The organism is Pedobacter metabolipauper, assembly GCF_004362715.1.
Lineage (GTDB): Bacteria > Bacteroidota > Bacteroidia > Sphingobacteriales > Sphingobacteriaceae > Pedobacter > Pedobacter metabolipauper.
In genome coordinates, this window is sequence record NZ_SNYC01000007.1 from 151254 (window position 1) to 166082 (window position 14829).

At 40.9% G+C, this 14829-nt stretch carries 12 protein-coding genes; 4 read left to right on the forward strand and 8 right to left on the reverse strand.

Translation table 11 applies throughout. From position 1 onward, the window contains the following. The first annotated feature begins 134 nt into the window (after positions 1 to 134). Positions 135 to 1505: a magnesium transporter gene (mgtE, locus tag ATK78_RS19390; RefSeq protein WP_133577786.1), complete on the forward strand. Its 1371-nt coding sequence runs from the start codon at positions 135 to 137 to the stop codon at positions 1503 to 1505. 299 nt (positions 1506 to 1804) lie between these two features. Here the strand turns inward: mgtE and ychF are convergent, their stop codons facing one another. Then, positions 1805 to 2899, reverse strand: coding sequence for a redox-regulated ATPase YchF (gene ychF, locus ATK78_RS19395; protein WP_133577787.1), 1095 nt, complete (start codon positions 2897 to 2899; stop codon positions 1805 to 1807). Positions 2900 to 3002: 103 nt separating this feature from the next. On the opposite strand from ychF, the gene ATK78_RS19400 reads away from it, so the two are divergent. After that, positions 3003 to 3512: a DUF5362 family protein gene (locus ATK78_RS19400; protein ID WP_133577788.1), complete on the forward strand. Its 510-nt coding sequence runs from the start codon at positions 3003 to 3005 to the stop codon at positions 3510 to 3512. A gap of 101 nt (positions 3513 to 3613) precedes the next feature. Here ATK78_RS19400 and ATK78_RS19405 read toward each other — a convergent pair whose 3' ends face one another. Further along, complete coding sequence (locus tag ATK78_RS19405) at positions 3614 to 4300, reverse strand: SRPBCC family protein (RefSeq protein WP_133577789.1); 687 nt, start codon at positions 4298 to 4300, stop codon at positions 3614 to 3616. A 118-nt stretch (positions 4301 to 4418) separates the two neighbouring features. Between ATK78_RS19405 and ATK78_RS19410 the strand changes: the two genes are divergently transcribed. Next, the gene (locus ATK78_RS19410; RefSeq protein ID WP_133577790.1) at positions 4419 to 5855 is read left to right on the forward strand and encodes an alpha-L-fucosidase; all 1437 of its coding nucleotides are present in this window, start codon (positions 4419 to 4421) and stop codon (positions 5853 to 5855) included. Positions 5856 to 5919: 64 nt separating this feature from the next. On the opposite strand, the gene ATK78_RS19415 is transcribed toward ATK78_RS19410, so the two are convergent. From ATK78_RS19415 to ATK78_RS19435, 5 genes are read right to left on the reverse strand one after another with little or no spacing between them, the layout of a single operon-like run. Further along, positions 5920 to 9057, reverse strand: a complete 3138-nt coding sequence (locus tag ATK78_RS19415; protein WP_133577791.1) for an efflux RND transporter permease subunit — start codon at positions 9055 to 9057, stop codon at positions 5920 to 5922. 30 nt (positions 9058 to 9087) lie between these two features. Continuing rightward, positions 9088 to 10194: an efflux RND transporter periplasmic adaptor subunit gene (locus ATK78_RS19420; protein ID WP_133577792.1), complete on the reverse strand. Its 1107-nt coding sequence runs from the start codon at positions 10192 to 10194 to the stop codon at positions 9088 to 9090. A gap of 7 nt (positions 10195 to 10201) precedes the next feature. Then, positions 10202 to 11473: a TolC family protein gene (locus tag ATK78_RS19425; protein WP_243732576.1), complete on the reverse strand. Its 1272-nt coding sequence runs from the start codon at positions 11471 to 11473 to the stop codon at positions 10202 to 10204. Positions 11474 to 11528: 55 nt separating this feature from the next. After that, on the reverse strand, positions 11529 to 12887 hold the full coding sequence (locus ATK78_RS19430; protein ID WP_133577793.1) for a sensor histidine kinase: 1359 nt from the start codon (positions 12885 to 12887) through the stop codon (positions 11529 to 11531). A gap of 1 nt (position 12888) precedes the next feature. After that, the gene (locus ATK78_RS19435) at positions 12889 to 13563 is read right to left on the reverse strand and encodes a response regulator transcription factor (RefSeq protein ID WP_133577794.1); all 675 of its coding nucleotides are present in this window, start codon (positions 13561 to 13563) and stop codon (positions 12889 to 12891) included. Positions 13564 to 13656: 93 nt separating this feature from the next. Here ATK78_RS19435 and ATK78_RS19440 point away from each other — a divergent pair, with 93 nt between their 5' ends. Next, a complete protein-coding gene (locus ATK78_RS19440) occupies positions 13657 to 14106 on the forward strand; it encodes a KTSC domain-containing protein (protein ID WP_133577795.1) in 450 nt (149 codons plus the stop codon). On the opposite strand, the gene ATK78_RS19445 is transcribed toward ATK78_RS19440, so the two are convergent. Next, entirely contained in the window at positions 14107 to 14802 is a 696-nt protein-coding gene (locus tag ATK78_RS19445) for a LytR/AlgR family response regulator transcription factor (protein ID WP_133577796.1), read from the reverse strand. Between the last annotated feature and the right edge of the window lie 27 nt (positions 14803 to 14829).

Sequence of the window (14829 nt, forward strand, 5' to 3'; positions counted from 1 at the left end):
TGGACCTGGATATACTTTGTTATCAAAGATGGAATTCCATTTTTAAAACATTTATTCTTATAAGTGCCATTTTTAAAAATAAAAAGGCATTTTTGCAGATAACGGGGTATAACGATGTAAAGAAATAAGTGAATATGGAAGAAATGATTGTTGAAGAAATCGAAGCGATCTTAACAGCTGAGAACGATGAACAATTAAAAGTTTATCTGGATGACCTGAACATCTCTGATGTGGAGCACCTGATAGACGAACTTCCCCAGCATGCCGTAAAATTTATAGATACACTCTCCGTTAAAAGAGCTGTAAACGTATTTAGAATCCTTGATTTTCCTACCCAGGAAAAGATCATTAAGAAGCTTCCCGGAAATAAACTTGCTGAGCTGATCAACTTGCTTCCTCCAGATGATCGTACTTCCCTTTTTAGTGAATTGAAGGGCGATGCGGTTAAGAAACTGATCATTTTACTTCCTGCACAGGATAGGGTTGAGGCACTTTCCCTTTTAGGATATAAGGAAGATAGCGTGGGCCGGTTAATGACGCCGGATTATGTTGCTGTTAAAAAGGACTGGACGGTTACCCGGGTACTGTCGCACATCAGGCGTTATGGCAAGAACTCTGAAACCATTGACGTGATCTACGTAATCGATAAAGACGGCGTTTTATTGGATGATATGCGGATCCGGGAGATCCTGCTTGCTGATCCGGAAGCAAAGATTGGTGAACTTACCGACCACCGTTTAATCGCATTAAAGGTTACCGACCCGCAGGAAGAGGCGATTAATGTATTTAGAATGAACAATAGGGTTGCACTACCCGTGGTTGATGATAATAATGTTTTACTCGGAATTGTAACTGTCGATGATATTTTATGGATTGCAAATGAAGAGTATACAGAAGATATTCATAAAATAGGGGGTACACAAGCCCTGAATGAACCTTACCTGGATGTACCCGTATTTCAGCTTTACAAAAAGCGCGTAGTCTGGCTAATCGTTCTTTTCTTCGGCGAGCTCCTTACCATTTTTGCGATGTCCAGCTTTGAGAGTCAGATCGAAAAAGTGGTTATCCTGGCTACCTTCATCCCATTGATCATATCGAGTGGCGGTAACAGCGGTTCACAGGCTGCTACCTTAATTATACAGGCCATGGCCCTTGGAGAAATTACCATTAAAGACTGGTGGCGTGTTATGCGCAGGGAAATCGTTTCAGGAATATTTTTAGGTTCTACCCTTTGCCTGCTTAGCTTTTCAGTAATTATCTGCTGGCAGCTTATTGGAGGATCATTGGACCAGCCTGTATTAATCGGCCTGGTGGTTGGATGTTCTTTGGTCGGCGTTGTATTATGGGGCACACTAATGGGATCAATGCTCCCTTTATTATTAAAAAAACTCGGGGCTGACCCCGCCGTATCTTCAACCCCTTTTGTTGCTACCTTAGTTGACGTAACCGGACTCTTGATTTACTTCTCCATGGCATTGCTGTTTTTAAAAGGTGTGCTGCTATAACAAACGTAAAGTAATCCCAACACAAATAAAGCGTCAAAATAAACACTTTAAAATCTGCTAAGCCGCCTAAAAATCTTCTAAAAACAACACCCTAGAAAGCACCAAATAAATACCCCGCCCCAAATAAAGCACCCTAAAAAAATAAAGCCCTTAAAAATAAACGCTCCAACCTTTCGGATGAAGCGCCCTAGTTTGATATATTCTAATAAAAATGCTTGCTATGAGGAGGCATAGGATTCATTCCGATTCTTCATCGGGATTATTCCAGCCTCAAAATAGCACAGCTTTTTTATTAAGTGTTATACGTTGAAGCGGAAGTGCATGATATCTCCATCCTCTACTACATACGTCTTACCCTCAACGCCTAACTTACCTGCATCTTTACATGCATTCTCAGAACCCAGTGTTACAAAATCAATATATTTAATAACCTCGGCCCTGATAAAACCTTTTTCAAAGTCCGTATGGATTACACCGGCAGCCTGCGGAGCAGTGAAACCTTTGGTAATTGTCCAGGCTCTTACTTCCTGTACGCCACAGGTAAAATAAGTATATAAGTCTAATAGACGGTATGCCGCAACGATCAGTTTATTTACACCAGATTCGGTTAAACCAAGGTCGCCTAAAAACTCCTGACGTTCTTCATAGCTTTCCAGTTCAGCAATTTCAGATTCAATCTTGGCCGAGATGACCAATACCTCAGCATTCTCATCTTTTACGGCTTCTTTAACGCGGTCAACATAGGAGTTACCATCAATAACGGAGTTTTCATCAACGTTACAAACATACAAGACAGGTTTCTGTGTTAATAAACCAAGATCTTCGATAAAGTCGAAATCTTCAGCAGAAACAGCTGCAGAGCGAACAGATTTTCCGCTTTCAACATGAGTTTTAATGATGCTCAGTATGTCGAATGTTCTTTTGGCTTCTTTATCTGTTTTGGCCATTTTCTCCACCTTTTGAATGCGTTTAGAAATGGTATCCAGATCTTTAAGCTGTAGTTCGGTATCAATAATTTCTTTATCGCGGATTGGGTCAACGGAACCATCCACATGGATTACGTTACCATCATCAAAACAACGCAGCACGTGTATGATTGCATTAGTAGCACGGATATTACCTAAAAACTGGTTGCCCAGTCCTTCACCTTTGGAGGCTCCTTTAACTAAACCGGCAATATCAACGATCTCTATGGTATTGGGAACGATCCGGTTAGGATTTACCAGTTCAGCCAGTTTGGTGATCCGCTCATCGGGTACAGTAATTACACCAATGTTAGGTTCAATAGTACAGAAAGGAAAGTTAGCAGCCTGAGCTTTTGCGTTAGATAAACAGTTAAATAAGGTGGATTTTCCAACATTTGGTAAACCAACTATGCCACATTGTAATGCCATGTATGTTTTTTTTCTTGATTTGGCGCAAAGGTATCAATTTTTTAAAAATATTCTTTATGTTTACTCAAGCTAAAAACCCTTAAAAAATTAACCCAATCAAGAAATGGAAAATTACGAAGAAACTTCTCCGGAAGAATTTGCGCCTGTTCAAAAGGAAAGCCCTGAAGTACCTGTATTAGTGATTACAGAAGACATCCGCAGTTATGTTTATGAAACTGCAAAATGGGCTAAATTCTTAGCAATTGTAGGATTTGTCTTTTGCGCATTGATTATTATCGCTGCCTTTAGCGTTGGTGCAATAATGGGCACTTTATCTACTATGACTCCTGGAATGGGCGCATTTGGTAAAATGGGTGCGGGATTTTTAACCGTAATCTATTTAATCTTTGGATTATTATACTTTTATCCAAGTTTAATGCTGTTTAAATACGCTAATGCTGCTAAAAGAGCAATCTTATTTAGTGATCAGTTGAGTCTTAGTGAAGCAATGGGCAAGATGAAATCATTCTTCAAATTCTATGGTATCTTAATGATCATTGTTATATCCATATATGCGCTTATTTTCTTATTTGCAATTGTTGCAGGTATTGGAGCAGCAACTATGGCAAATTAATCGCTGGTATTATAAACTATATTAAAATTTCCTGATATGCACTGCCCCCAAAAAGTTAAACACTATTTGGGGGCAGTTTTGCAATGGGGCTTTTCTTTTTGTTAGAATTGATGCTCAATCTTATGCTTAAAGCTTTTGATCTCTTTCTTTAGGAGACTTTCGAGGAAGGGGTTCATGAGTTTAGCAAGGCCAATGCCTACACCGCCAATAGGGGGATGATAAGAAAGTACTACCTTAAGTATGGTTCCGGTTTGATCAGGTGTCTCTTCAAAGGTCACTTTGCCAACATGGTGGATCAGGCTGCCGGATGCAGAGCGCCATCCGATTAATCTTCCGGGTTCATCCTTTACAATTTCAGCATCCCAGTTTATTGAGAATAGTTTGCCGAGAATGTTAGACTTCCATCGCGATAAGTTTCCATCAATCACCTTTACATCTAATAAATGGGCGATGCTGCCAGGAAGGTTTTCAAAATTGCGCCAATAGGCATATACTTCAGCAGCGGGTCTGTCGATCACAAATTCTCCGCGGATGTTAACCGCCATTGGGTTATTGGAATCAATCCCAAAACGCTCATAGAATAAGCATCTTCCGGTAAATGCACGATAGGTAAGGTATGCCCCATATAAAAATTGACCTTTAAAGGGTCTCCTGATTCCGCGGGTAATTAAAACACCACCCAGGAACATAGAAACCATTCGTTCCGTTAGACCAACGTTTTCATAGTGATGCTTTTCGATTGAGAAATTGCCGGAGCGTAGTTTAAGGTTAGTTTGATGTGTTTCCATCTGCAGTTTTTTAGAATTTATTTTAAGGATACTGGTGTGGGTGAGCACCAGCCTATACGTTAACATCTTGTTTGGGCATAAGTTTTGGTAATTCAGAATATTCCGTAGATTTAAAGGTATGAACGCATCCAGAAATATTCCAATCCTGATCTTAACAGGTCTTGTTTTCAGCTTAACCAGTTTGGCACAAAAACCACCGGCAGCCTATGGAGCTATACCTGTTAAGAACCAGCTGGCCTGGCAGGAAATGGAATATTATATGTTCATTCATTTTGGGCCAAATACATTTACGGATAAAGAATGGGGACATGGTGATGAAGATCCTAAGGTGTTTAATCCAAAAAAACTGGATGCCCGGCAATGGGCACGGACGGCTAAGGCTGCCGGAATGAAAGCGATTATCATCACAGCAAAGCATCACGATGGTTTTTGTCTGTTTCCAAGTAAATACAGCACACATACAGTTAGGGAGAGTGACTGGAAAGATGGAAAGGGTGATGTATTGAGGGAACTTTCTGATGCGTGTAAGGAGTATGGTCTTAAGTTTGGCGTATACCTTTCGCCCTGGGACCGCAATCATCCCGATTATGGGACACCTGCTTACAACCAGATTTTCGCCAATACGCTGGGAGAGGTGCTGAGCAATTATGGAGACGTTTTTGAACAGTGGTTTGATGGTGCCAATGGAGAAACAGAGAACGGCAAGAAACAGGAATACGATTTTAAGCTGTTCAATAGTGTAGTTTATAAAAATCAGCCACAGGCGGTTATCTTTAGTGATATTGGTCCGGGGGCACGCTGGATGGGAAATGAGCGCGGTGTTGCCGGAGCAACCAACTGGAGCACTTTAAATACGGACGGTTTTGGGGTAGGTGCTAAAGCACCAGATGCCGCGGTATTGAATACAGGTAATGAAAATGGAAAATACTGGATTCCGGCAGAGGTTGATGTGTCTATCCGACCGGGATGGTTTTATAGCCCATCAACAGATAATCAGGTTAAGACCCTGGATCAGCTGATGTCCATCTACTATACTTCTGTTGGCCGTAACAGCAATTTGCTGCTGAACGTTCCGGTAAACCGGGATGGCCTGATCCATCCGAACGACTCAACCCGCTTAGTAGAATTTAGAAAAGCCATTGATAGCCTGATGAAAACGGATCTGGCTAAAGGAAAACGGGTTGTAGCCTCTAATGTGAGGGGAGGGGTAAAACAATTTGCAGCTCAAAACCTGACTGATGGCAAGGCTGAGACGTATTGGGCGACTGATGATTCGGTTAAACAAGCTTCTGTTACCATTGAACTGGGTAAGGAAACGGAGTTGAACCGGATGCTCATTCAGGAAAATATTGCATTGGGACAGCGTATAAAATCTTTTTCTGTAGATTATTGGGACGGGAATATCTTTAAAAAGCTGGATCAGCAAACGACGATTGGACGTAAGCGGATCCTGGTGTTTCCCAAGGTTAAAACTTCCAGGATCCGGTTAACTATATTGCAATCTAACGCAAGTCCGGTGCTTACAAACATTCAGCTTTTTAATGCTGCGAATTAACTGGATTTTACTTTTTTAACTGGCGCAGCAGAATAATTGCGTGATGTAGATTTTACTTTTTTAATTAGTGTACTGCAATCGATGTGTGTGATATGGACTTTACTTTTTTAGCATAAGCCCAGTAAAATACAATCGGATATACAAATAGATTAAACAGGGTATTGGTAATGAGGCCGCCAATTACCACAATTGCAAGCGGTTTGGAAGCTTCTGAACCGATACCTGTAGATAATGCAGCCGGCATTAATCCAATGGCAGCCATTAATGCAGTCATAATTACCGGGCGCATCCGGCTGGCTATCCCATCTTTTAGTGCATCAGCAAAGGTCCAGTCCGGGCGATGCTTTAATTCGATTATGTTACTTTTAAATCGGGTAATTAGTATCACCCCGTTTTGTACGCAAATGCCGAACAGCGCAATAAAGCCAATGCCTGCAGAGATGTTAAAGTTAATTCCGGTAGCAAGCAGCGCTAATATTCCTCCAATCATTGCGAAGGGTACATTGTTTAGTACAAGCAATGAATCTTTGATGTTCCCAAACAGAACGAACAGGATAAAAAATATGAGCAATAAGCTGATCGGAACAGCTGTTGAAAGCTGGCTAATTGCCCTTTGCTGATTTTCAAAATCTCCGGCCCATTCCAGTTTATATTCCTTTGGCAGTTTGATCTGTTCCTTAACTTTGGCCTGTGCCTCCGCAATTACACTTCCCATATCCCTTCCGCGGATGGAAAATTTAATGGCTCCATACCGTTCGTGTTTATCGCGGTAGATCATGCTCGGACCGGTGATCTTTTTAATGTTTGCGATCATGCCCAGGGGTACCTTGTTTCCGGACAGGGTAGGGATCCTTAAATTGGAGATAGAACTTTCATCGTTTCTGAAATCTTCAGGATAGCGGATAATGAGGTCAAACTTTCGTTCTCCTTCATAGATTTCTGTAGCAGCTTTTCCACCAATGGCCATCTCAATCACAGCATTTGCATCAGCCGTACTTACACCATATAGTGCCATCTTTTTCTGATCCAGATTAATCTGAAGTTCCGGCTGCCCAAGGTTTCTGAGGATTCCCAGGTCTTCTATTCCTTCAATGTTTTTTAAGATCCCAAATATTTTTTCCTCTTGCTGTTCCATATAGCTAAAATCATTGCCGAACAGCTTCACTACGATTGATCCTTTAACACCAGAAACAGCCTCTTCTACGTTGTCTGAAATGGGTTGAGAGAAGTTGAGGCTAATGCCCGGAAAGCTTTTAAGTTTCTCCTGCATCCGTTCAATCAATTGCTCTTTACTCTGTTTTCTTTTCCATTCCTTTCTGGGATAAATGTCTACATGGAATTCCATATTGTAAAAGCCTGTAGCATCCGTTCCGTCATTGGGTCTTCCGGTTTGTGACATGACTTGTTTGACCTCTTCGAAACTCAAAAAGATCTTTCTCATTTCATTGGAAAGTTTCTTAGTCTCATTCAAAGAGATGCTAAGCGGACCGGTAGCACGTACATAGATGGAGCCTTCATCCAGGGTAGGTAAGAATTCAGTACCCAAAAAGTTGAAACTGAATAAGCCAGCGATCAGGAGCACGATAGAGAAACCAAATACGGCCTTCCTGAACTTAAAGCATTTTTCATAGATCTTAAGGGTGTATTTAGTGATAAAATCCAGGAAGATATTGTGCTTTTCACGTACTTCTTTCTTTAACAGAACGCTTGCCATAGCAGGTACCAGTGTGAAGGTAAGCAGTAGCGCACCCAACAATGCGAAGCTAAGTGTCCAGGCAAGGGGCGAGAACATTTTACCCTCTACTTTTTCAAAGGTGAATATGGGAAGCAAACCGGTAATGATGATCAGTTTGGCGAAGAAGATCCCTTTTCCATTTTCTAAACAAGCTTTCTTGATCAGTCCCATTTTGCTCATCTTATTGAACTTTTCCATGCCAACTTTAGATGCCTTATGATCGAGCGTTACAAAAATACCCTCAACCATCACAACCGCACCATCAATAATGATCCCAAAATCTATTGCTCCCATAGACAGCAGGTTTGCCGACATGCTTTTTAGCTTCAGGCAAATGAATGCAAATAGAAGTGCCAATGGAATGATGATGGACACGATTAGTGTCGTTCGCCAGTCTGCCATGAACAGGAACACGATCAGGGTTACAAAGATGATCCCTTCCAGCATGTTGCCCATTACAGTATGGGTTGCATAATTCACGAGATCTTCCCGATCATAAAAAGCATTGATTTTTACATCATCCGGTAAAATGCTATTGTTGATTATGTTGATCTTTTCTTTGAGACGGCTGATTACTTCTGATGGGTTTTCACCCTTACGCATCACCACTATACCCTCTACAACATCTGGATCGCTATCCCGTCCAACCTGTCCCAGCCTGGGTAATGCAGATTCAGACACTTCTGCAATGGTCTTTACATAAACAGGGGTACCATTAAAGTTATCGATTACAATATTTCGGATCTCATCAATATTGTTTAATACACCTATTCCCCTTACCACGTAAGCTTGTCCGCTTTGAACAATGACATCGCCGCCAACATTGATGTTGCTCCTGGAAACAGCTTCAAACAATTCCGTTGCGCTTACTCCGTATTGAATGGATTTTTCAGGATCTACCGTGATCTGGTAGGTCTTTACTTCACCTCCAAAACTCACCACATCTGCAATGCCCGGCACGGAAAGCAATTCTCTCTGGATCACCCAATCCTGCAGGGTCTTTAGTTCTCTTACTGATTTTTGATTGCTGCTTAATGTATACCTGAAGATTTCGCCAGTAGGCCCGTACGGAGGCTGAACCTCTGGTCTGATTCCTTCTGGTAAATCTGCATCTTCAATATGATTGTTAACCTGTACCCTTGCAAATGCATAATCTACATCATCTTCAAAGGTGATCTTTACAATGGACAGTCCAAAGAGCGAAGAAGAGCGGATACTGGTTCTTTTTTCTGTTGGGTTCATCGCAATTTCCAGCGGTCTGCTTACAAATTTTTCAACCTCTTCTGCGCTTCTGCCCGGCCATTGAGTAATGATCGTGATGTTGGTATTGGTTACGTCAGGAAAAGCTTCTATCGTTGTGTTCTTGAAGCTTAAATAGCCAGCAAGGATCAGGATAAAAGTGGAAAAGAAAATAAAGTATTTGTTTTTTAGCGAGAAGCCTATGATCGTCTTAATGAATTTGTTCATTACAGCTGTTGTTAGGTAGAATTGGAAAATTTAGTTTTTAAGGCTCTCGTATAAGAACACTTGTTTTGAAGCCACAATGCGGTCTCCGGGAATTAAGCCTTTGCTGATATATACTTTATCGGCTGTTTTTCTTCCAATCTCTACTTCCTGGATCCTCACCTTTTTTGCAGGATCAATGACCAGCACATAGTTTTTGTTTTCATCAAAGATGACCCCTCTGGCATTCACCACCGGCAGGTTAATGCCTGAACTTGCAGAAACGTTTACAGTAGCCATCATTCCGGGTTTTAATAAAAACTCAGGATTGACAATGCTTACCCTTGCATTCATCACTTTACTTTCACTATCGATCAGATTATAGATCTTTTCTACTTTACCGCTAAATTGCTTTTCCGGATAGGAAAGGATAGAAATATGTACCTCGTCACCTTCACGTACCCTGGAGATATCGGATTCATAAATATTGATCATTGCCCACACGGTAGAAAGATCTGCCAGGGTAAATGCATTTTTATCCCGGTCCGGGCGCAGCTGCATGTTTGAAGTAATGTTCTTTTCAATGATAAAACCACTTATAGGTGCATTAATGGCATAGTTGCCGCTTTTGTTACTTCCATTAAGCTTTAAAATCGTGTTGGCACGTTTATTTTCTGCGCGTTTTATTTCGTAGTTATTTTTAGATTCCTCCAGTTCTCTTTCGGATAATAGCCCGCTGGTAAAAAGCTGCTGAGCCTGCTTAACATTTCTTTCGGCATTCTTAAGTTCTGCTGAGGCACTAATTGCTTCTTTATCATATCCGGCCATTTCAGAACTGCTTATGCTGGCCAGTAACTGTCCTTTTTGAACGCGGTCGCCCAGTTGTACCGGCACCTTTTGTACCGTTCCGCTTACCATTGGAAAGATCTCTGCCATTCGTGCTTCATCAGCCGTGATCTTCGCGGAAAAATTCAGGTCGGTACGGCTGTTAACTGCTTCAACGGTATCAATTAAAAGCTTGCTGATCAATGAGTCTGTCAACGCAAATTTACCGGCTACTGCCGGTTCCTGTTTACTGGTGCAGCTTACTGCGGCGAAAACCAATGCCACTACCGAGAATTTACCTGTTGTTTTTTTGAACGTTCTTATTATGTTTTTCATGGTGGACTTATTTGAATATGGTTGATCCGGTTACGTAATTGATTTCTTCCTTCGCATTCATGCGTTCGTATTTCAGCAGGTTTAATTGAAGGATGCTCTCTTTATAAGAATCATAGAAATCCAAAAATTCGATTAAGCTGATGTTTCTGTTTTTAAAGTTTTTAGTTACTTCTGTGATCAGCTGTTCAAAATTCTTGTTAAAGCCGGTTTCTATAGATAGATAGAGGCTTTCTGTTTGTAATGCTGTTTTATAACTGTTATAGAGTTCGTTCTCCAGAACAGCTTCCTGTTGTTTCAGGTTTACATTTCCCTGTTCAATTAAGATCCGTGCCTTTTTAATTTCCCCCTGGTTTCTGTTAAACAGGGGAACTGGAATTTTGATACCCAGACCGGTATATTTTTCAGGATAGTTGCCTTTAAGATCATAGCTTAACGAGATTTCTATATCGGGTATGGCATTGGCTTTTTGAATACTGAGGTTATTTTGCGCATAGATCGCTTCTGTTTTTGCCAGTTGCAGATCGGCACGGTTCAGTCTGGCTGAATCCAATAGCTGTACAAAACTTTGCCTTTGCAGGGAATACTCCAGGTCATCAGCTGGTTGTATGATCAGCAGGAGATTTGTTGAAGAACTGATATTGGTCAACAATTTGAGTGTACTTTTCAGATCTTCAATTTCATTTAGAAGGGCAATGTACTCGGCTTTAAGTTTGTAGTATTCTGACCGGATGCGGATTACATCTTTTAAAGCTACATTTCCAAACTTAAACTGGGCTTCGGAAGCTTTTAGCAGCTGATCTAAAGATTCAATCTGATCATGATAAACTAATGCAGACTGCTGGGCATAATAAGCCTTGTAAAAGGTGCTGCGAAGGTTATAACGAAGGGTTCGCATTAAATCGTAATATGCATATTCAGCCAGCTTTACGCCGGTATTGGCCAGCTGTATGTTTTTGTTGCGTTTCCCGGCAAGTTTAACCAGCTGAGAGAGCGCTGCACTATACTGACCCGTTGCGGCAGAGGTTTCTAAAAACCTGTTGGTTTCATGGTTATAAAAGAGGTTTTCATAACTGAGTTGAGGATTGTCGAAAAGCCTGGCTGTGACCACGTCAGCCTTTGCCTGTTCTGTTTGATATTGCTGTGCAATAAGCTGGTAGTTTTTGGATAGAAATAACTGTTCAGCTTGTCTCAGGTTCAGTTTAAGTGTGTCCTGGGCAATGCTAACTGAAGTAATTCCAAGCACCATGGAAGCAATCAGGATTAATTGTGTCTTCATCATCTGCAAAGCTATCTGCAAGGAATTAAGGCGGAATTAAAGCCGGATTAAAACGGGATTAAAATTTAGGCAGCGTGATTGTAAAGGTACTTCCAATGCCTTTTTTAGAGGTAATGGTCAGCTGTCCGTTGAAAAGTAAGGCAATCTTTTTAGCCATATACAGGCCCATGCCGCTGCCAGAATATTGGCCGGTAAGGGAAGATCTGTAGAAAGGTTTAAAGATTTCTGCCTGTTCAGATTTTTCTACGCCGGTTCCCTGGTCGGTAATGGAGATTATAAGTGTAGTATCCTGTACATCTAAGATACACTGAACATCCTGCTGGTCTGAAAACTTAAAAGCATTTGAAATGATGTTATTAAATAGAATGAGCAGCAGGCTGGGGTTTCCTTGTGCTATTAGCTGGGAGGGTTCGTCGGGCATATTAAGAATGCTGACCAGAAGCTTGGCCGTTGTCTTCTTATTCCATTCATCTGAAATTTCCCATAACATTTCATCAATACGCACAGGCTGCAGGTGGATGGCTCCAAATTCGAGATCCGACTGCGCAAGGTTAACCAATCCTGTGATTGTATTTTCCATCTTCTCTGCATCATCCATAACAGATGCCAGTACGTTTTTATAATCTTGCGTTTGCCGTTCCTGCGATAAGGCGATCTCTGCACTCATCATCATGCGTGTTACCGGGGTGCGGAGTTCATGGGATGCATTGGCAATAAATGTTTTTTGAAGTACAAAGGCCTGTTCCAGGTGCTCCATGAGATTGTTGAAGTTCTGGGCGAGCAAATTGATCTCATCTTTATTCTTGCCTTCATGAACCCTAAAATGCAGGTTGTTTGACTTGATCTGTTTTACTTCATCCATAAAGTGATCCAATGGATTTAATACTTTTCGGGCAATCCATCTGCCGGATAGAAGGAGGCCGGCAAAAATGACCACAAAAAAGATGGCCATGATCTTTTTTAGGCGGTCGATGCGGGAGTAGGTTCCCTGGTCAATGGCCGAAGCCAGGATTACAAAATCACCCTGGTTGTCTTTGTAAAAGATACCAACTACTTGTCTGCTGCCATCTTTGAACTGGATCTTTTTTAACCTTCTTACTTTATTGATCGTCTCGGCATTCCAGTATTGCTGATCATCACCAATAAAGGCAGCCGTATTCTTCGAGTTATAGATCCGTATTACCTCACCATTTAGTGTGGCCAGGTATTCATTGCGTACCTTATTTAACGAATCAGTAGAAATTTCATCGGCTTCCAGGTAAAGTTTAGCGGTGATCCTGGCCCGGTCTGTAAGCCGGTCAAAAAAATCGCCCTCCAGAAACTTTAGAAATGTAAAATAGACTGCAATGAGCATTCCCAATAAAGTGAGGGTACTCACCAGTGTAAAATAGATAGAAATGCGGTCTTTGATCTTCATGCTACGCTATTTTTAGGATATAGCCCATATTGATCCTGGTGTGGATCAGTTTCCGGCTAAACCCTTTATCTATTTTATTGCGCAGAAAGTTTACATAAACATCAATAACATTGGTTCCGGTATCAAAATTTATATCCCAGGCATTTTCTGCAATGTATTGCCGGGAAAGCAGGCGGTTTGGATTGCGGAGAAACAATTCCAGCAAGGTAATTTCTTTGGCTGTTAATTCAATAAGCCTTCCTGCACGATGAACCTCCTTACTGTATAGATTTAAAGTAAGGTCATCAAAGATCAGCAGCTGCCCCAGATCTTTTCGATGCCTTCTTAATAAGGCTTCTATTCTTATCAGCAATTCTTTAAAATGAAAGGGCTTAACCAGGTAATCATCTGCGCCAGAATTAAAACCCCTGATCTTATCGTCAATGGTACCTAAGGCAGTAAGCATTAATATGGGCAGGTCAGGATAAGAGATCCGGAGTTCTTTACAAATTTCAATGCCGGTTAACCCAGGCATCATGACATCGAGGATGATGAGGTCAAAAGGTTGACTTTGAAGTTTTTCTAATGCCAGTTTGCCTTCAGAAAAGGTGGTTACGGTGTAAGAAAGTTCTTCCAGCCCGGTTTTAATCAGGGAGGCTATTTTAGGATCATCCTCTGCCAGTCCAATTTTAAACATAGGCGGCAAATATCGGTGATTTTGTTTCCTATTTTATAATTAATTGAAACTTAATGTGATTAGAATAAAAATTGCAGTACCTTTGCGCAAATTATGAAGAAGATAGTCGATTACAGGAAGTTATTAGGTGTGCAGAAAGATGCAGAATTGAAAGAATTAAAGACCGTTTACCGGAATTTAATGAAAGACTGGCATCCGGATAAGTTTCAGGACAGTGAAGAAGCAAAACTAGAAGCAGAGATTAAAAGCAAGGACATCATTGAAGCGTATCACTTTTTAGTGAGTATAGCTCCTGAAACCCTTCAGCTATCTTTAGAGGCTTACACGCAGACTACTGCTGCCTGCGGTATAGCTGATTATACCTGGGAACGTCAGGTGTTGAAAGTTTACTTTTTAGATGGAAGCGGTTACGAATATTTTGAGGTGCCTAAAGCGGTTTACGTTAAACTGGTTAATGCAGACTCACCGGGAAGATTTGCACGCAGACATATTTTTAATGTTTTTGCATATCGCAATATCGCCAAACAGCAAGAACCGGCTTAATTAATAGAGCCAGGTCTTGACATTTTCAAGATAGCTGTCCCCAATCGGAAGTACAACTGTTTCCAGTTGTATTTTTTTATTTTGTACCGATCTTACTTTTGAAACCGGAATGATATAACTCCGGTGAATCCTTTTGAACTGTGGATCGGGAAGCATTTCTAAGATCTTCTTTAAGGTCATTAAAGAGAGTATGGGTTTTTCATTGTGAATGTGGATCTTCACATAATCTTCCATACTCTCTATATATTCAATCTGTTTTAGAATGATCTTGATCATCCGGTACTCCGAATGCACATAAATAAATGCATCTTCTTCAGCAGAAACGATATCGCTCTTATATCTTTTAATGTCTAAGGCTTTATATATCGCCTTAGAAAACCGCTCAAAGTCAATCGGCTTTAACAGGTAATCAACGGCATCAAGCTCAAATCCATCAAACGCAAATTGTTTGTGTGCCGTAGTAAAAATGATCATGGGTTTTTTCTTTAATGCCCTTGCAAGGTCAACGCCTGAAATATCCGGCATGTTAATGTCCAGAAAAACCAGGTCTACCGGGGTATGATTGATATATTCTGCACCAGAAATTGCATCTTCAAACGTATTGATCAGTTTTACTTCTGGTATTCTTGAAATGTAGGCGCTAATCAGTTTAAGTGCGAGAGGCTCATCATCTATGGCTACACATTTTAAAAACATAAGTCTATATTATGCAACTAATATAGA